This window comes from Selenomonas ruminantium subsp. lactilytica TAM6421, assembly GCF_000284095.1.
In the GTDB taxonomy this organism is placed as follows: Bacteria; Bacillota; Negativicutes; order Selenomonadales; family Selenomonadaceae; genus Selenomonas_A; species Selenomonas_A lactilytica.
The window spans coordinates 1,081,138-1,100,230 of record NC_017068.1; the positions used below are offsets into that span (position 1 = coordinate 1,081,138).

At 53.7% G+C, this 19,093-nt stretch carries 16 protein-coding genes and 1 other annotated feature; of the genes, 14 read left to right on the forward strand and 2 right to left on the reverse strand.

Going from position 1 to position 19,093, the window contains the following annotated elements; translation table 11 throughout:
- Window positions 1-64 precede the first annotated feature (64 nt).
- Window positions 65-1,342: a dicarboxylate/amino acid:cation symporter gene (locus SELR_RS05145; RefSeq protein WP_014424142.1), complete on the reverse strand. Its 1,278-nt coding sequence runs from the start codon at window positions 1,340-1,342 to the stop codon at window positions 65-67.
- A 153-nt stretch (window positions 1,343-1,495) separates the two neighbouring features.
- Entirely contained in the window at window positions 1,496-2,587 is a 1,092-nt protein-coding gene (gene serC / locus SELR_RS05150; protein ID WP_014424143.1) for a 3-phosphoserine/phosphohydroxythreonine transaminase, read from the reverse strand.
- Window positions 2,588-3,153: 566 nt separating this feature from the next.
- On the opposite strand from serC, the gene trpD reads away from it, so the two are divergent.
- The 14 genes from trpD (at window position 3,154) to SELR_RS05220 (ending at window position 19,009) form a co-directional block, all read left to right on the forward strand.
- On the forward strand, window positions 3,154-4,185 hold the full coding sequence (gene trpD, locus SELR_RS05155; protein WP_014424144.1) for an anthranilate phosphoribosyltransferase: 1,032 nt from the start codon (window positions 3,154-3,156) through the stop codon (window positions 4,183-4,185).
- Window positions 4,182-4,988, forward strand: coding sequence for an indole-3-glycerol phosphate synthase TrpC (gene trpC, locus SELR_RS05160; protein WP_014424145.1), 807 nt, complete (start codon window positions 4,182-4,184; stop codon window positions 4,986-4,988). Before trpD ends, trpC begins: the two co-directional genes overlap by 4 nt.
- The gene (trpB, locus tag SELR_RS05165) at window positions 4,985-6,175 is read left to right on the forward strand and encodes a tryptophan synthase subunit beta (protein ID WP_014424146.1); all 1,191 of its coding nucleotides are present in this window, start codon (window positions 4,985-4,987) and stop codon (window positions 6,173-6,175) included. Before trpC ends, trpB begins: the two co-directional genes overlap by 4 nt.
- Window positions 6,168-6,941 carry a tryptophan synthase subunit alpha gene (gene trpA, locus SELR_RS05170; protein WP_014424147.1) on the forward strand — a complete coding sequence of 258 codons (774 nt, stop codon included), beginning with the start codon at window positions 6,168-6,170 and terminating at the stop codon, window positions 6,939-6,941. The genes trpB and trpA overlap by 8 nt, the downstream gene beginning before the upstream one ends.
- 456 nt (window positions 6,942-7,397) lie before the next feature.
- Window positions 7,398-7,667: an ACT domain-containing protein gene (locus tag SELR_RS05175; protein ID WP_014424149.1), complete on the forward strand. Its 270-nt coding sequence runs from the start codon at window positions 7,398-7,400 to the stop codon at window positions 7,665-7,667.
- 50 nt (window positions 7,668-7,717) lie between these two features.
- Window positions 7,718-9,079 carry a PFL family protein gene (locus tag SELR_RS05180; RefSeq protein ID WP_014424150.1) on the forward strand — a complete coding sequence of 454 codons (1,362 nt, stop codon included), beginning with the start codon at window positions 7,718-7,720 and terminating at the stop codon, window positions 9,077-9,079.
- A gap of 46 nt (window positions 9,080-9,125) precedes the next feature.
- Window positions 9,126-9,755, forward strand: coding sequence for an endonuclease III (gene nth, locus SELR_RS05185; RefSeq protein WP_014424151.1), 630 nt, complete (start codon window positions 9,126-9,128; stop codon window positions 9,753-9,755).
- A gap of 65 nt (window positions 9,756-9,820) precedes the next feature.
- Window positions 9,821-10,273, forward strand: coding sequence for an N-acetyltransferase (locus SELR_RS05190; protein ID WP_014424152.1), 453 nt, complete (start codon window positions 9,821-9,823; stop codon window positions 10,271-10,273).
- A gap of 93 nt (window positions 10,274-10,366) precedes the next feature.
- Window positions 10,367-10,609, forward strand: a binding site (T-box leader).
- Window positions 10,610-10,669: 60 nt separating this feature from the next.
- Window positions 10,670-11,683 (forward strand): 3-deoxy-7-phosphoheptulonate synthase, encoded by a 1,014-nt coding sequence (gene aroF / locus SELR_RS05195; RefSeq protein ID WP_014424153.1) that lies wholly within the window; start codon window positions 10,670-10,672, stop codon window positions 11,681-11,683.
- A 4-nt stretch (window positions 11,684-11,687) separates the two neighbouring features.
- A complete protein-coding gene (locus SELR_RS05200) occupies window positions 11,688-12,584 on the forward strand; it encodes a prephenate dehydrogenase (RefSeq protein ID WP_014424154.1) in 897 nt (298 codons plus the stop codon).
- 165 nt (window positions 12,585-12,749) lie between these two features.
- Entirely contained in the window at window positions 12,750-16,295 is a 3,546-nt protein-coding gene (gene smc, locus SELR_RS05205; RefSeq protein ID WP_014424155.1) for a chromosome segregation protein SMC, read from the forward strand.
- 12 nt (window positions 16,296-16,307) lie between these two features.
- A complete protein-coding gene (gene ftsY, locus SELR_RS05210; RefSeq protein ID WP_014424156.1) occupies window positions 16,308-17,219 on the forward strand; it encodes a signal recognition particle-docking protein FtsY in 912 nt (303 codons plus the stop codon).
- 126 nt (window positions 17,220-17,345) lie between these two features.
- Entirely contained in the window at window positions 17,346-17,825 is a 480-nt protein-coding gene (locus SELR_RS05215) for an Lrp/AsnC family transcriptional regulator (RefSeq protein ID WP_014424157.1), read from the forward strand.
- Between the two features lie 11 nt (window positions 17,826-17,836).
- Complete coding sequence (locus SELR_RS05220; protein ID WP_041914583.1) at window positions 17,837-19,009, forward strand: aminotransferase class I/II-fold pyridoxal phosphate-dependent enzyme; 1,173 nt, start codon at window positions 17,837-17,839, stop codon at window positions 19,007-19,009.
- The last annotated feature ends 84 nt before the right edge of the window (window positions 19,010-19,093 follow it).

A 19,093-nucleotide genomic window follows, 5' to 3' on the forward strand; every position in this document is an offset into this window, starting at 1 on the left:
AGGGTGCTGCAGGAGTGGGAAACTCGTGCAGCACCCTTTTTATTCTATGGGACTAGGGAAAACTTTAGGTTTCCGGGAGACTGTCTGTCAGGGCAGCCTGCTCATCAACAGCCTGAATTTCCCGGAATCTGTCCACAATGGTAGCGCAGGCGGCATCGCCGGTGATGTTGACGGCAGTGCGCAGCATGTCAAAAATTCTGTCCACGCCGAAGAGGATGGGCAGGGCATCGATGGGAATGCCGGCAGATACCAGCACAGCTACCACCAGAAGCGTCGGTCCGGGCACACCGGCCTGACCAACGGCCCCCAGGGTACTGGTGATGATGATGGCAATGTACTGCGGCAGGGATAATTCCATGCCATACATCTGGGCGATGAAAGTGGCGGCCATGGCATAATAAGCGGCATTGCCGTTCATATTGATGGTGGCGCCCAGGGGCAGGGCAAAGGACGTGGTCTCCTTGGACACACCCAGTTCCGTGGTGGCCGTGTTCATGTTCAGGGGCAGCGTGGCAATGGAGGAAGCCGTGGAGAAGGCAAAGACCTGTACTTTCCACATGCTTTGGAAGAACTGCTTGTAAGTGGTGCAGCGGGAGAACATGGCCACAGAGCCGCCAATCATGCCATAGGTGACGATGGCCAGCACCAATACGTAGAGAAGGATTAGATAGAGAATCTTGGTGAGCACTTCGTAGCCGAAGGTGCCCGTGGCATCAGCCATCAGGCAGAAGACGCCGATGGGAGCCACATACATGATGCCCGTCATGACCTTGATGAATAATTCCGTCAGGTAGTTGAAGAAATTCAGTACATAGTTTTTCTTGTGATCTTCCAGATAAGTGGCGGCAAAGCCCATGAACAGAGCAAAGACGATGATCTGCAGGATGTTGCCGTCCACCAGCGCCTGGAATGGGTTGGTGGGGACAAAGCCCGTTACCGTTTCCCAGAAGCCCGGGATCTTCGTGCTTTCTTCCATATGGTCCACATGGATGGCAGCTTCTGACAAAGTGGTCATCTCGATGCCCCGCCCCGGCTGGAAGATCTCACTGGCGGCCAAACCGAGCGCAACGGCCACGGCTGTGGTAATGCCGTAATAGCCAAAGGTCAGCAGGCCAATCTTGCCCGCACTGCTGGATTTTCCCAGGGAGGCAGCGCCGCCAATCAGGGAGAAGAGCACCAAGGGCACGACTACCATCTTGATGAGCTGCATGAAGAGATTGCCCAACGGGGCCAGCATATGGGCATCCTTACCCAATACCAAGCCTGCGGCGGCACCAAGCACAGTGGCCCCGATGATCCAAATTCCCAGCCGGTCAAGGCTGTTGTGTTTCTTTTCTGACATAGAAAAACCTCCCAATCTTTTATCATCACATCAACACATAAAGCCGCATACAATCCTTGAAGGAATATGTATGCGGCTTCATTGCACGTCTTATGTTAACATTGTAACACTCTTAGTCGTGGATGTCTACCACTGGTGGTGAAAAAATGTAATTTATGCATTTTCCTTGCGGAATTTGTCCATGAACTGGGCGAGTTTTTCAGCGCCTTCATAGGGCATGGCGTTGTAGATGGAAGCGCGCATGCCGCCGACGCTGCGATGGCCCTTGACACCGCTGAGGCCCTGTTCCAGAGCTTCTTTCACGAATTTTGCTTCGAGTTCTTCGCTGGGCAGACGGAAGGTCACATTCATGAAGGAACGGCTGTCTTTGTCGGCATGGCCGCGATAGAAGCCGTCAGAGCTGTCGATGGCGTTGTAGACCACAGCAGCCTTCTTCTCGTTGCGTTTGGCCATTTCTTCAAGGCCTCCCTGAGCTTTGATCCAGGCGGCAACCTTGCCCACCATGTAGATGCAGAATGCCGGCGGCGTATTGTAGAGGGAATCCTTTTCCAGGAAGGTGCTGTAACGGAACATGGTCGGCAGCGTCTTGGGGCTCGTGGCCAGCAGTTCTTTCTTGGCCACCACCAGCACTACGCCGGCCGGGCCGAGGTTTTTCTGCACGCCGGCATAGATGAAGTCGAATTTCTTGAAATCCAGCGGGCGGGAGAGCATATCCGAGGACATATCCGCAAAGAGGGGAACGCCATTGGTTTCCGGGATATAATGGTATTCCGTACCATAGATGGTATTGTTATAGCAAAGGTGCAGATAGGCGGCTTCCGGGTTGATCTTCAGCTCTTCCTGGATGGGAATATGCTTGAAGTCACGATCCTTGCTGGAAGCAGCAATCTCGCCCACGCCTAAGAGTTCCGCCTCTTTATAGGCCTTGGAAGCAAAGCTGCCGGACAGCACATAATTGCCGGGATGTTCTTTGCTGGCAAAGTTCAGGGGAATCATAGCGAACTGCTGGCTGGCACCGCCCTGGCAGAACAGGACTTCATAATCGTCACCGAGCCCCATCAGTTCCTTGATATCGGCTTTAGCCTGAGCATGGACAGCAGCATAAGGCTTAGCCCGATGGCTGATTTCCAGAATGGACATGCCGCTTTCGCCGAAGTTCAGGAACTCTGCCTGAGCTTCCTTGAGTACGGATAACGGCAGTGTAGCCGGGCCGGGATTAAAGTTATACACGCGATTTGCTTCCATGGAGTACCTCCTAAAAGAAATAAACTTACAATGTTACATGTGATAGGTATTTCACTTTATTTTACCCCTAATTTTTTATAAAAGCAAGGGCAAAAACAAATATTGTTTCTATACAGGAAACAGATGGAATTGTAAAATGGATAAATTTTACAGATTTACGAAAAATATCTTGACATGCGTGGTGATAAGTGATAAGCTAACATCAATTTCGAAATCAAACAATAACAAAACCGAAACCGATGAAGCGGAGATAACGGCGGCTACGTCTTTACAGAGAGCCTGCGTGGCTGAGAGTCAGGCAAGAAACGAACTGTCAAATGGACCGCGGAGGGTGCAGTCAAATGATTTGACTTGTCAGATCAGAGTATTCTGCAACGTGAGGAACGCGTCAGTTTCCGGGGATATGTTTGTATCCTGCAAAGCGCACGGGGGTTCCGTGAATCCAAGGTGGCACCGCGGATAGTGTATAGCACTTGTTCGTCCTTGATAGAATGGATAGTTCTGTCAGGGACGTTTTATATTGTACGGACATGCGGCAGAACAGCAGTGAGAAGGGAGCAGGCAAAATGATTGAAGAAGCTATTATGAAGATTGTGGACAAAGAGGATCTGACCTATGATGAGGCCTATGCCGTGATGAATGAGATCATGAGCGGGGAGACTTCCCCCACCCAGAATGCAGCTTTTCTGGCGGCACTGTCCACCAAGAGTGCCCGGGCAGAGACCACCGAGGAGATTGCCGGCTGTGCTGCGGCCATGCGTGACCATGCGCTGAAGGTGGATACGGGCATGGATATCTGCGATATCGTAGGCACCGGCGGCGACCATAGCCAGAGCTTCAATATCTCCACGACGGCCAGCATTGTGGCGGCTGCCGGCGGCGTCAAGGTGGCCAAGCACGGCAACCGCGCTGCATCCTCCAAATGCGGCACCGCAGATTGCCTCGAGGCTTTGGGAGTCAATATCCAGCAGAGCCCGGAAATGTGCAAGAAGCTCCTGCAGGAAGTGGGCATGTGCTTCTTCTTTGCCCAGAAATATCATGCGTCTATGAAATATGTAGGTGCTATCCGCAAGGAACTGGGGGTGCGCACGGTGTTCAACATCTTAGGACCCCTGACCAATCCGGGCAGCCCCACCCGTCAGCTGTTGGGCGTCTATGATGAATACCTTGTGGCGCCGCTGGCGCATGTGCTCAGCAGCTTGGGCGTGAAGCGGGGCATGGTGGTCTATGGCAAGAATAAATTAGATGAGATTTCCCTGTCGGCACCTACGGCAGTCTGTGAGATCCGGGATGGCTGGGTGAAGGCTTATACCATCAAGCCCGAGGATTTCGGCATGGAACGCTGCATGAAAGATGACCTCAAGGGCGGCAATCCCCAGGAAAATGCGGCAATCACCCGCAGTATCCTGCAGGGCGAGAAGGGCCATAAGCGCAATGCGGTGCTGCTGAATGCCGGCGCGGCCCTCTATATCAATGGCAAGGCTGAAACACTGGCAGGTGGGATCGAACTGGCAGCTGAGCTGATCGACTCTGGCAAGGCCATGCAGACATTGGAAAAACTAATTGAAGTCAGCAATCAGGCGGAGGCTGTGGCATGAACGTATTGGAACGATTAGCAGCTCATGCTGCCGAGAGGGTGGCCGCCGCCAAAGGTCAGAAGCCGCTGGCGCAGGTGCGGCGGGAAGCGGAGTCCCTGCCTAAGGGTGAGTTCCCGTTCAAACGGGCACTAGCCCATAAGGATCTGTCCTTTATCTGCGAATGCAAGAAGGCATCGCCCTCCAAAGGGTTGATTGCGCCGCATTTTCCTTATTTAGAGATTGCCAAGGATTATGAGGCGGCTGGTGCCGATGCCATTTCGGTGCTGACAGAACCCAGCGAGTTTTTGGGCAGTGACCGTTATCTGCAGGAGATTACGGCAGCAGTACAGACGCCCTGCCTGCGCAAGGATTTCACCATTGACGAATACATGATTTATGAAGCTAAGGTGCTGGGGGCTTCGGCCGTGCTGCTGATCTGCTCCTTGCTGGAAACGGAACGCATCAAGGAATATATGGCCGTGGCAGCCGACGTAGGACTGTCGGCGCTGGTGGAAGCTCATGATGAATGGGAAATCGAAAGCGCCCTGAAAGCCGGAGCCGAGATCATCGGCGTCAATAACCGCAATCTCAAGGATTTTTCCGTGGATATCGAAAGCAGCGGGCGGCTGCGGAGCATGGTGCCGCCTGAGGTGCTGTTCGTATCAGAAAGCGGCGTGAAGTCGGCTGCTGATGTGCAGCGGGCCAAGGCCATGGGTGCGGATGCCATACTGGTGGGCGAAGCACTGATGCGCAGTGCAGATAAGAATGCGATGCTGGCGGATTTCTATGCCGCTGCTGATAGACGAAGGGAGAATTTGCAATGACGAATCCACAGGGACGCTTTGGTATTCATGGTGGGCAGTACATTCCTGAAACGCTTATGAATGCCATCATTGAACTGGAAGAAGCTTACAATCACTATAAAAATGATCCGGAATTCCAGAAGGAACTGACAGAACTGCTGAATGACTATGCGGGCAGACCTTCCCGTTTGTACTATGCCGAGAAAATGTCCAAAGATCTGGGCGGGGCCAAAATCTATCTCAAACGTGAGGATCTCAATCATACCGGTGCGCATAAGATCAACAATGTCCTGGGGCAGGCCCTGCTGGCCAAGAAGATGGGCAAGACGCGACTGATTGCTGAAACCGGTGCAGGCCAGCATGGTGTGGCCACGGCTACGGCAGCAGCGCTGATGGGCATGGAATGCGTGGTCTTCATGGGCAAGGAGGATACGGAGCGTCAGGCCCTCAATGTTTACCGCATGCGCCTGTTGGGTGCCAAGGTAGTGCCCGTCACTTCCGGCACGGCAACCCTCAAGGACGCAGTATCCGAGGCTATGCGGGAATGGACCACCCGCATCAGCGATACCCATTATTGCTTAGGCTCTGTAATGGGGCCCCATCCGTTCCCAACGATTGTCCGGGATTTCCAGGCGGTGATTTCCCAGGAAATCAAGAGCCAGATGCTGGCGAAGGAAGGCCGTCTGCCCGATGTGGTCATGGCCTGCGTGGGCGGCGGTTCCAACGCCATTGGCAGTTTCTATCATTTTATTGAAGATAAAGAAGTCAAGCTGATCGGCTGCGAAGCCGCCGGCCGTGGCATCGATACCTTTGAGACGGCAGCCACCATCAATACGGGTCGCCTGGGTATCTTCCATGGCATGAAGTCTTATTTCTGTCAGGATGAAAACGGTCAGATTGCGCCGGTGTATTCCATTTCCGCCGGGCTTGATTACCCCGGTGTAGGACCGGAACATGCCCATCTGCACGATATCGGCCGTGCTGAGTATGTAGCTGTCACCGATGACGAAGCGGTGGATGCTTTTGAATATCTGTCCCGCATGGAGGGCATCATTCCTGCCATCGAGTCCAGCCATGCCATTGCCTATGCCATGAAGCTGGCACCGAAGATGGATAAGGACAAGATCATCGTTGTAACTGTATCTGGCCGGGGCGACAAGGACTGCGCCGCCATTGCCCGCTATCGGGGGGAGGATATCCATGAGTAATATCGCAAACGCATTCAAGAACGGCAAAGCCTTTATTCCCTTTTTTACCTGCGGTTTCCCGGATATGGAGACCAGCAAGGCGGCTATCCGCGCGGCCGTGGAGAACGGCGCGGACCTGATTGAGCTGGGCATCCCGTTCTCCGATCCTACAGCGGAAGGCCCGGTAATCCAGCGTTCCACGTTGGGGGCGCTCAAGAATGGCGTCACGACCAATAAGATATTCAAGATGGTCAAGGAATTGCGGCAGGATGTAAAGATTCCGCTGGTCTTTATGACCTATGCCAATGTGGTATTCTCCTATGGCGGGGAAGATTTCTTCGCCAAATGTCAGGAAGTCGGCATTGATGGCCTGATCCTGCCGGACCTGCCCTATGAAGAAAAGGAAGAATTTGCCAGCCTCAGCGAAAAATACGGCGTGGATCTGATTTCCATGATTGCGCCGACATCCCATGAGCGCATTGCCATGATTGCCAAGGAGGCAACAGGTTTTATCTATGTGGTCAGCAGTCTTGGGGTTACGGGCGTGCGCAAGGAAATCACGACGAATCTGGCGGAAATGGTGGAAGCCATCCGCAAGGTCACGGATGTGCCCTGTGCTATCGGCTTTGGTATCGCCAATCCCGATCAGTCCAAGAAGATGGCCAAGATTGCCGACGGCGTGATTGTCGGTTCGGCCATCGTGAAGCTGTTGGAAAAATACGGAAAAGAAGCACCGGAATACGTGGGTGCCTATGTGCGCTCCATGCATCCGAAAAATTTACTGTAAGCAGAAAAAAGTCCGTTGATGAAGCGGGCTTTTTCAATTGCAGTTTGTGGGGGCGTTCGTGCTGAAGGTATTCCGTTCATGCGCAGTCAGGGGTTCACGGGGAAGTACTTTTTCTGTTTCCGCTAAAACGACCCTCTCGGCAATTTTAGAGCTGTTTAGCCAGATGGCGCCGGGCAAGACCGTCGCAGGTTACTGGAAGATGCGTACTTCTGCTGGCGGGTCATTTAGTGAAGCGGCGAAAAAGTATTCCCACCGCCGCCCCATTGAGCTGTAACAAAATGCGTTTAAGTTCGCATCAGCGTGAGGACGAATAATTTGTCTATTTTGCCTATGGCAAAATTTGTCCAATTGGGTTATAATGAAAAAGTAGTTTTTTAAAGCTAATTTGTGTTGACACATTGTTCTATGTTTACACAATGGGCGAGTGAGTTTATATGATTAAGGAGAAATGTGTAAATGAAACTTGTAGTAACTGTAGTAGGCAAAGACCGCGTAGGTATTATCGCCATGGTCAGTCAGATCTTAGCCGAGAACAATGTCAACATTCTGTCTATCAACCAGAACATCCTCGATGGTTATTTCAACATGATCCTGATTGCTGAAATCAGCAGCAGCAAGATCAAGCTGGTGGACCTGCAGAAGAAGCTCAAGGAAAGCGGTCAGGAAATCAATGTGGATATCAAGGCTCAGCATGCCGATATCTTCAATGTCATGCACAATATCTGATTTGACTGTTGACTGTTTGGCCGATTGATTGCCTATAGGAGGAAATTTTTTTGTTTAGCATAGACGATATCATTGAAACCAATGAGATGATCACCGAGAACAAATTGGACGTGCGTACCATTACCATGGGTATTTCCCTGCGGGACTGTGCACATCCCAATATCGACCAGTTCTGCCGCAATGTGTATGATAAGATCACCAAGTCGGCAGAATTCCTGGTAAAGACTGGTGAGGATATTGAATCGGAATATGGTATTCCCATCATCCATAAGCGCGTTTCGGTAACGCCGATTGCCATTGCAGCGGATTCTTGCAAGACGGATACCTATGTGCCGGTAGCTGAGGCTATGGACAAGGCTGCCAAGGAAATCGGCGTCAACTTTATTGGTGGTTTCTCCGCTCTCGTGGAAAAAGGCTTCACCAATGGTGACCGCATCCTGATCAACTCCATTCCCCAGGCACTGGCTACCACCGATGTGGTCTGCTCTTCGGTAAACCTTGGTTCTACCAAGACCGGCATCAACATGGACTGCGTGCGGGAAATGGGTGAGGTCATCAAGCGCACAGCAGAACTCACGCGGGATAATGATGCGCTGGGCTGTGCCAAGCTCGTTGTCTTCTGCAACGCCCCGGGGGATAATCCTTTTATGGCTGGTGCCTTCCATGGTGTCAGCGAAGCGGACAAGGTGGTCAGCGTCGGCGTCAGCGGCCCGGGCGTGGTCAAGCATGCTCTGGAAGCCAAGAAAGGCGCAGACTTCACGGAAGTGGCCGAAACCATCAAGAAGACGGCCTTCAAGATTACCCGCGTAGGCCAGCTGGTGGCCCGGGAAGCATCCAAGCGTCTGGGGGTGCCCTTCGGCATTATCGACCTGTCCTTGGCCCCGACGCCGGCCGTCGGCGACAGTGTGGCCCGCATCATCGAAGAGATGGGCATTGAGTCCTGCGGTGCTCCGGGTACTACGGCCGCTTTGGCCCTGCTCAATGACGCCGTGAAAAAGGGTGGCCTCATGGCTTCTTCCCATGTTGGCGGCCTCTCCGGTGCCTTTATCCCCGTCAGCGAGGACGAGGGCATGATCAATGCCATCAAGGTTGGCAGCCTGTCCCTGGAAAAACTCGAAGCCATGACTTGTGTCTGCTCCGTAGGCCTCGATATGATTGCCATCGAAGGCGACACCAGTGCGGCTACGATTTCCGGCATTATCGCCGATGAAGCAGCCATTGGCATGATCAACAACAAGACCACGGCTGTGCGCGTCATCCCTGTACCGGGCAAGAAGGTCGGGGAAATGGTAGAATTCGGCGGCCTCTTAGGCTACTGCCCAATCGTACCGGTGCGCAACCAGTACAGCTCCGCGGCCTTCATCGCCCGCGGCGGCCGCATTCCGGCACCGATTCGGAGCCTGACAAACTAAATTTTAAGAGGCTATGCAAATAGCCTCTTTGTTTTAGGAGAGCATTATGCGTGTTACGAAAAAAATTAAGGAAGAGCAGATACGCATTTTAGGGGAAGTCTACAAAGATACTAAGCCTGCCCTGATTTTCCGCAATCCCTTTGAACTGCTGATTGCGGTGATCCTTTCCGCCCAATGTACGGACAAGCGGGTGAATGTCACCACGGCAAGATTGTTCCAGAAAGCGGCCACACCTGCGGCCATCTTAGAGATGGGCCTTGGCGCTCTGGAAGAGGAAATCCGGGATTGCGGACTGTTCCGCAATAAGGCTAAGAACATCATGGCCACCTGTCAGATCCTCTGTGAGCAGTATGGCGGCGAGGTGCCGGCGGATTTCCAGAAATTGCAGGAACTGCCCGGCGTGGGGCGCAAGACGGCCAATGTGGTCATGAGCGTGGGCTTTGGTGCGCCTGCCATTGCCGTGGATACCCATGTGTTCCGCGTGGCTAATCGGCTGAAACTGGCTACAGGGGATACTCCCTTAGTGGTGGAACAGGGGCTGATGAAGGCCATTCCCAAGGAAAAATGGTCGGCGGCCCATCACTGGATGATCTGGCATGGACGGAATGTCTGCAAGGCCCGCAAGCCCCTATGCGACGAATGCCCGCTGGCAGAAGTCTGTCCTGCTGCAAATTAAGTCCCCCTTTTTTGGGGAGGGGCATCAGGCAGGTATTAGCAATTTATACGGAATGAGATGAGAGCATGATTTATCGGAAAGCAACATTTGCCGATGTGGAGGCAATATATGAACTGGTGGCGGATTACGCTAAGCAGGGCGTAATGCTGGCCCGTTCCCGCAATACCCTTTATGAGACCTTGCGGGATATGGTGGTGGCCATTGATGACGATGGCACTTTGGCTGGCGTAGGCGGCCTCCATGTGATCTGGGACAGATTGGCGGAGGTGCGTACCATGGCGGTCTCGCCGCATAAGCGCCGCCGGGGCATCGGGGCCGAGATTGTCCGCCGTTTGTTGGAGGATGGGGAGTCTTTAGGCATCGAGAAGTATTTCACGCTGACCTATCAGCCGGAGTTTTTCAAAGCGTTGGGCTTTGAGGTCATCAACAAGGAGGAACTGCCCCATAAGGTCTGGAAGGAATGCATTGATTGTCCCAAGTTCCCCAACTGCGATGAAATCGCTATGGTAAAAGTTTGAAATAAAAGTTCACTCATAATGGAAAAACTGTACATTTTTTCGTTTAACAGTTGACAATATGGTGATAAACTGATATAGTATCAAACAACGAGAGAAAATGCAAAGACGGAGAGAAGTAAGAGGCAGAAATCTTCCAGAGAGTGGCGGGTTGGTGCAACGCCATAGAGGGAACCTTTGAAATACACTCCCGAGCAGCCGGTTGAAAAATCATTTGGATTTAGTAGGCCGCGCCGGAATGCCACCGTTATCAGAGGCTAGGATATGCATGTATCCGAAAAGAGAGGCTTGCAACTGGCAAGCAGGGTGGTACCACGGGTATAACAGCTCGTCCCTGTGAGGGGGCGGGCTTTTTCTGTTTGAACTTTGACTTGATTATGTTATTATGGAGGAATGGACATGATTATCGTAATGAGCCCCAGTGCAACGAAAGAAAATTTGGAGAAAGTCGTCAAGAAGGTGGAATCCGCCGGCTTGAGGACGCATATCTCGGAAGGTGAGGAAGTAACCATCGTAGGCGTTATAGGCGATAAGAAGAAAATCGCGAATCTGGAAATGAACATGATGGACGGTGTGGAAAAGACCGTCCGCATTACCGAAAAATATAAATTGGTCAGCCGCCATTTTCATCCCGAAGATACCATCGTGGACGTGGGCGGTGTGAAGGTCGGCGGCCAGCAGATTGTGGTGATGGCAGGTCCCTGTTCCGTGGAGAGCATTGAGCAGCTCAGAGAGGCCGCCCAGGCCGTCAAGGCTGGCGGTGCCCAGTTCCTGCGCGGCGGTGCCTTTAAGCCCCGTACGAGCCCTTATGACTTCCAGGGCCTGGCTGAAGACGGCCTCAAGATGCTCCGTCAGGTGGCCGATGAAGTTGGTCTCAAAGTTGTGACGGAAATCGTGGACAAGGACGATCTGGAGCTGGTGGGCCAGTACGCTGACCTCTATCAGGTGGGTGCCCGCAATATGCAGAACTTCCAGCTGCTGAAGGCTCTGGGCAAGGCGGATAAACCGGTCATGCTCAAGCGCGGTCTGTCGGCCACCATCAGCGAATGGCTCAACGCTGCCGAGTACATCATGGCAGGCGGCAATGAGCAGGTCATTCTCTGTGAGCGCGGCATTCGCACCTATGAGACCTTTACCCGCAATACGCTGGACTTGAGTGCCGTAGCTGCGGTCAAGGAACTTTCCCATCTGCCCATCATCGTCGATCCGAGCCATGGCACGGGCCGCTGGCAGATGGTGCAGCCCATGGCCCGTGCGGCTGTGGCTGCCGGCTGTGACGGCCTGATCATCGAAGTTCATCCCCATCCGGAAGTGGCCCTGTCCGATGGCGACCAGAGCCTGACACCCAAGAATTTCAACCGCCTGATGGAGGAATTGGGCAAGATTGCTGCCGTTATGGAGCGTACGGTATAAGCTTATGAAACAGGAGAGACTAACCTTGGCCATTATCGGCGTAGGTTTGATTGGCGGCTCATTGGGCCTTTGCCTCAAGGATAAGCTGGGGGAGGATATCTATATTACGGGGCTCTGCCGTACCCAGGCATCCATGGATAAGGCTGTGGAATTGGGGGCGGTGGATTTTGCCTCGGCGGATATCGAGTCCGTGGTGGGCAACGCCGATATTGTATTCCTAAGCCCGCCGGTGCTCCAGATTGTGCCCATGGTGGAAAAGATCCTGCCTTACCTCAAAAAAGGGGCGATACTGACGGATGCTGGCAGCACCAAGCAGTACATCTGGCAGCATCTGCAAAAGATATTGCCGGAGGATATCTACTACATCGCGGGGCATCCCATGACCGGCCGGGAAAAGAGCGGCGTGGAAGCGGCCAAGAAGGACCTGTTTGTGGGCAAGGCCTATGTGATCGTGGAAGACACCGGAGCACCCCAGGAAGCCCATGACAAGCTGATGCGCATATTGCAGCATACGGGCGCCAATTTCACTACCCTGGATATTGCCAAGCATGACCGTTGCGCTTCCGTCATCAGCCATGTGCCCCATGTGGCGGCGGCGGCGTTGGTCACGCTGCTCAATCAGTCCGGCGGCGATATGGAATCCTGCATCAAGCTGATTGGCGGCGGCTTCAAGGATACGACGCGCATAGCGTCATCCAACGCCGATATGTGGGCGGATATCTGTATGACCAATGGCAAGGCCATTGCGGCAAACCTCAGAACCCTGCAGGAGATTATCGGTCAGGTCATCACCGCCTGCGAACAGCAGGATCGTCAGGCCGTGTATGATTACTTTGCGGCCAGCAAGAAACGCCGCGACGCCCTGCTGGAAAATGCCGTTCACCAATTTGATCCCAACTGAATATATATGCTGAAAGGGCAGTGACAATGAGAGATCATCCGGTCACTGCCCTTTTTTTGACCCCTCAGGCTGATGGCGGCAATTATTGTGGCTGCGTGGTTTCGCAACGTCAGTAAATATGCTATGATATATGGTATGTGTAACGTGACAAATGAGGTGTAAAGTTTGCAGTTAAAACGCTTGGAGGCTTATGGCTTTAAGTCTTTTGCAGATAAGATAACCATAGATTTTGACCAGGGCATAACGGCAATCGTGGGACCAAATGGCAGCGGCAAGAGCAATATCACCGATGCCATCCGCTGGGTGCTGGGGGAGCAGAATGTCCGCAACCTGCGCGGCACCAAGGCGGAGGATATCATCTTCACGGGATCGGCGTCCCGTAAGGCACTAGGTGTGGCTGAGGTGTCCCTGTTCTTTGCCAATGATGGCACTTTGCCTGTGGATTTCCGGGAAGTGGTAGTGACGCGCCGGCTCTATCGCAATGGGGACAGTGAGTTCTATATCAACCGTTCCCGCTGCCGGTTGAAGGATATCTACAATCTTTTTGCCGATACGGGCATTGGCCATGATGGCATGAGCATCATCGGGCAGAATCGCATTGACGATATTCTGAACAGCCGTCCCGAGGACCGCCGGGCATTCTTCGAGGAAACGGCGGGCATCACCAAGTACCGCAACCGCAAGCGGGAGTCCGTGCGGAAACTTACGGATACGGAAAACAACCTCGTGCGCGTGCAGGACATCATCCATGAGATTGAAAACCAGCTGGAGCCCTTGTCCCGCCATGCGGAAAAGACGCGGATCTACAATGGACTCAACGAGGAATATCGGCGCTGCAAGCTGGCAAAATTGTCCTTTGACTATGGGCAGGAAGCGGGAAAGCGGGCCGACAACGAAGCGAAGCTGACTAAGTTCCGGGATGAACTGCTGGCGGCTGACACTCATGTGCAGGCGCTGGCAGCAGAGAAGGAAAAACTTCATAAGGATATCATCGATCTGGAGCAGAAGCTGCAGGCACAGGCGGCGAGGAATGAATCCCTGCGGCAGAAGATGGAAGAAGCTGCCAGGGAAATGGCCAAGTTGCAGGAACGGCAGGATCAGAGCGATGAGATGCGCAATCGTATCCTGGAGCGGCGTAAATCCCTGAACAGCGAGATCGCCCGGATGGTGGCGGAGATTGCCCAGCTGACATCTGACCATCAGCAGCAGAAACAGGATCTGGCGCTGTTGGATGAACTGCTGGTTAAAGAACAGGCCAAGCAAAAGAAATTCTCTCAGTTGATTCGGGAGCAGGAACAGGCGGAACGTGAGCTGGAAGAAGAAAGGGCACAACAGCTTGAGGTTTGGAATGCTCGCAAGCAGGAATACGCCTTGGCCCAGCGTGATCTGGAAAACAGCGAGGGCGATCAGGAGAGCCGGGAGGATGAACTGTATCAGGCCAGGGAAAAACTGGCGGATTTAGAAGATGCACAGGATGTTTGGCAGAAGAAGCTGCAGCAGATAACAGTCAGCTTCAAGGCGGATGAAGAGAAGTGGCAGCAGACTGCCGCCCATAGAAAAAATGCCGAAGCAGAACAGGCACAGATCCTGCGGGAGTTGAACCATAACAGCCAGCAGCTGCATACGGCGGAGAATAAATTGCAATTCCTCACGCGGATGCAACAGGCCTATGAGGGCTTTGGCAAGGCAGTAAAGGCCGTGCTGAAATCCCAGGAAAGCTGGCGCAAGGGCGTAGCTGGTGCCGTGGCCGAGCTCATCGATGTGCCCCGTGACTACGTGACGGCCATCGAAGTGGCCCTGGGCGGCAACTTGCAGAATGTGGTCACCCAGGATACGGATACGGCCAAGGCAGCCATCAGCTTCCTTAAAAGGGAGCGGCAGGGGCGTGTGACCTTCCTGCCTTTGTCTACGCTGGTAGTGCGTCAGTCCCAAAGCATCCGGGAAGGCAGGGATGCTGGTGTCATCGGCTGGGCCAATACCTTGGTCCGGGCGGACAGTTGCTATCAGAAGGCCATTGACTTCCTGTTGGCCCGTACATTGGTTGTGGATAATCTGGACAATGCTTTGAAGATTGCCCGTGATCATGAACAGCGCTTGCGCATCGTAACGCTTTCCGGGGAACTGCTGAATCCCGGCGGCTCGCTCTCAGGTGGCAGCCGCCAGCATGCGGAGGCCAGCTTCCTGAATCGCAGCGGTGAAATCGAGGATCTAAAGGGAAAAATCACGTCCTTGCAGGCTGAAAGCCGGAAGCTTACAGCCTTGCGGGATGAGCGGACACAACAGTTGCAGGCATTGGAACATGATATGCAGCAATTGCAGGACAACCTGCAGCAGCAGCGCATTTCCCAGGCAGAGCTCGAAACCAATCTGCAGGCCGCCGGTCAGAATCTGACGGAACAGCAGACCAAGGTTGCAGCCATCGAAGAAGCCTTGCAGACTTTCCAGAAAAGCTTTGCCAGAATGCAGGAGAAGAAAGTCCTGGCCAAGCGGGCGGCGGCAGAAGCCGAAGGCCGCTATCAGGAGCTGGATAAGGATTTGGAAAAAGCTCGGGAAAAGCTGGAAGATCTGGTGCAGGATGCCGAAGACTTGCGCCGTTATATCAACGACCGGGAAATCAAGCGGGCAGCTTTGGAACAGGAGATCCTGGGCAATACCCAGTTCCTGCAGCTGCGGGCTAAAGCCAAGACCGCCAGCGAAGAGGCCTTGAAGGCCAATGAGCAGGAGGAACGCGATCTGGATGCCAGCCTTGTGGACAGCGTTGATCGGCTGAAAGTCCTGGATGCACAGCAGCATGAGTGGCAGGACAGCTACGATGAGGGACAGGCTGCCCATGACGATATCTATAAGGAACGCATGGACAAGCTGGAAGCCTCCCAGGAGGCAGACAAGCAGGCCACAGTGGCTGCTCAGCAGCGCAACCGCCTGCAGGATGCGATCCAGAGTCATGAGATTGCCCAGAACAAGCTGGACATGAAGCTGGAATCCCTGCAGGAAACCATTTTGGCCGAATACGGCCTGACACCCGAACGGGCGGCAGAAGAAGCCATGGAGGGTGAACCTGCCGAAATCAAGGCCAATATGCAGCAGCTGGAACGTAAGCTCAAGGAACTGGGCCCCGTCAATCCCAATGCCCTGGAGGAATTCGAGGAACTGCAGAAGCGCCATGACTTTATGGAGAAACAGGCAGGAGATCTGAATACGGCCAAGGAGGACTTGGAAAAGATCCTGGCCGATATGGATGAGGCCATGACCAAGCAGTTCAAGGAGGCCTTTGCCCAGATCCAGGTGTATTTCGGGGAGATCTTTGTGCGTCTCTTCGGTGGCGGCAAGGCCGAATTGCAGCTGACGGATAAGGACGATGTACTGAATGCCGGGGTGGATATCCTCGTGACACTGCCACAGAAGAAACGGCAGAACCTCTCGGCCCTGTCCGGCGGCGAGCGTGCGCTGACGGTTATCGCCCTGCTCTTTTCCTTCCTGCGCTATCGTCCGTCGCCATTTTCGGTATTGGACGAAATCGACGCGCCTTTGGATGAAGCCAATGTGGTGCGCTTTGGCAGCTTCCTCAAGGAATTTGCGGAGAACACCCAGTTTATCGTGGTCACCCATCGTAAGGGCACCATGGAAGCCGTGGATACCCTCTACGGCGTGACGATTGAAGATGCCGGCGTATCGAAGATTTTGTCGGTGAAGATAGACGAAGTAGAATAAGGAGTTTTGACTATGGGATTTTTTGACAAACTGAAAAAAGGCTTGAACAAGACACGGGAGAATCTGACCAACAAGATTGAGAAATTGGTCATCGGCTATGCGGATATCGACGAGGATTTTCTCGATGAGCTCGAAGAAACCTTGATTATGGCCGATGTGGGCGTGCAGACCACGGATAAGCTCATGACGGCGGTGCGCAAGGGCATCAAGAAGAAAGAAATCAATTCCCCTGAGGATCTGAAGCCCTTCCTGCAAAAGGAAATTGCCGAAATCCTCAATGCCGGTGAGGATACCACCCGCACGGCGGAGAACGGCCCTACGGTCATGCTGGTCATCGGCGTAAATGGCGCCGGTAAGACCACGACCATCGGCAAGTTGGCTTCCTATTACAGGGAGCAGGGCAAGAGCGTCATGCTGGCGGCTGCCGATACCTTCCGCGCTGCCGCTATCGACCAGCTGGAAGTCTGGGCACAGCGCAGCGGCGCCCAGCTCATCAAGCATGAGGAAGGCTCTGACCCGGCGGCTGTGGCCTATGATGCAGTAAAAGCTGCCGTGGCCCGCAAGATCGATATGCTGATCATCGACACGGCCGGCCGCCTGCAGAACAAGTCCAACCTCATGCAGGAGCTGGAGAAGATCAACCGCGTCATTGGCCGGGAAATCAAGGGGGCACCCCATGAGACACTGTTGGTGCTGGATGCCACTACAGGCCAGAATGCCATCAGCCAGGCCGAGCTCTTCACCAAGGCGGCGCCGATTTCCGGTGTGGTACTGACTAAGCTGGATGGCACGGCCAAGGGCGGTGTGGTCATCGGTATCAAGAGCCAGCTGTCCATGCCGGTGAAATGGATTGGCGTGGGCGAAGGCGTGGAGGATCTGCGTCCTTTCGTGGCGGAAGACTTTGCCAAGGCTTTGTTCGCCTAATCTTGTCCATTAGCGGTAATTATGCTATAATTGACGAGTGTGTAAAGATGTTAAGCAGTCCTCGTCCCGTGCAGGACGAGGATTTCTTGTGTGTGTCATTTCAATGGGAAAGAAAGGGGATTTCGTATGCGTGAATTGTTGGAACTCTTGGAGCATGATGCCCGTCGTCCGGTGGGCGAGCTGGCCTCCATGCTCAAGCGCAGTGAATATGAAGTGGAAAAGAACATCAAGGATTTGGAGAAGAACAAGATCATCCTTTCCTACAATACCTTGATCAACTGGGAAAAATTCGGTGACGACACGGTTACGGCCATCATTGAGATCAATCTGACGCCCCAGCGGGAAGTGGGCTTCGATGCCATTGCCGAGCGCATCTACCGTTTTGACGAAGTGCGCACGGTATATCTCATGAGCGGTAGCTTCGACCTGCTGGTCATCATCGAGGGCAAATCCCTGAATGACGTGGCCAACTTCGTGGCAACCCGCCTGGCTACCATCGAGGGCGTGACGGCTACCCGCAGCCACTTCATGCTGAAACCCTACAAAAAGGACGGCGTCATCATCAATGATGAGGAACGTGACCGCAGATTGGTGGTGTCCCCCTGATGGCTGATAAAATGAATTGGGAACAGCGCCTGTCCCCGGCTGTAAATGCCATTGCTCCGTCCGGCATCCGCAAGTTTTTCGATATTGCGGCCCAGATGGATGACGTGATTTCCCTGGGCGTAGGCGAGCCGGATTTTGTGACGCCCTGGTCCATCCGGGAAAGCTGCGTCTATGGTCTGGAACAGGGTTATACATCCTATACCGCCAACCGGGGTATGCCGGAGTTGCGGCAGGAAATCGTCAATCTCTACCAGCGTCGCTATAATACCGAATACGATGCCAATACGGATGTATTGGTGACGGTGGGCGTCAGTGAGGCTCTGGATATCGCCATGCGCGCCATTCTGGCCCCGGGGGATGAAGTGCTGATTCCCGAGCCCTGCTATGTGTCCTATCAGGCCTGCACGATCCTGGCGGGCGGCGTGCCCGTGGCTGTGCCGGCCAAGATTGAAAACGAATTCCGCATTACGCCGGAGGAGCTGGAACAGCATGTTACCGACAAGACCAAGGTGCTCCTGATTGGCTATCCCAACAATCCGACCGGTGCCATCATGACCCGCAAGGATTTGGAAGCCGTGGCGGATTTCGCTGAGAAGCATGATCTGATTGTCATCTCCGATGAAATCTACGGGGATCTGACCTACGGTGGTGAGGAACATGTCTGCTTCTCCTCCCTGCCCCGCATGAAGGACAGGACCATCCTGCTCAACGGTTTCTCCAAGGCCTATGCCATGACGGGCTGGCGCATCGGCTATGCCCTGGGCAATCCGGAAGTCATCGCCGCCATGACCAAGATCCATCAGTACACCATGCTCTGTGCGCCCATTACGGCTCAGGTAGCTGCTGTTGAGGCCCTGCGTCATGGTGAGAAGTACATGAAGAAGATGGTGGCAGAATACGATCGCCGCCGCCGTTTGATCTATGACGGCCTGACCAAGATGGGCTTGGAATGCTTCGAGCCGAAAGGCGCCTTCTACATCTTCCCGTCCATCAAGTCTACGGGCTATACCTCCGACGAGTTTGCCGAAAAGCTGCTGACGGCGGAACATGTGGCTCTGGTGCCCGGCAGTGCCTTCGGCCAGTGCGGCGAAGGCCATGTACGCTGCTCCTATGCTACGGCTATTGACAAGATTTCTGAAGCCCTTAACCGCATCGAGAATTTCCTGAAAAATCATCGTAAATAATAGATTGGCTATGAAAAAGTTTGCTTTTTCATAGCCTTTTGTGTTTATAGATAGACAAAATGTTACAATATGGTGCGATTTTCT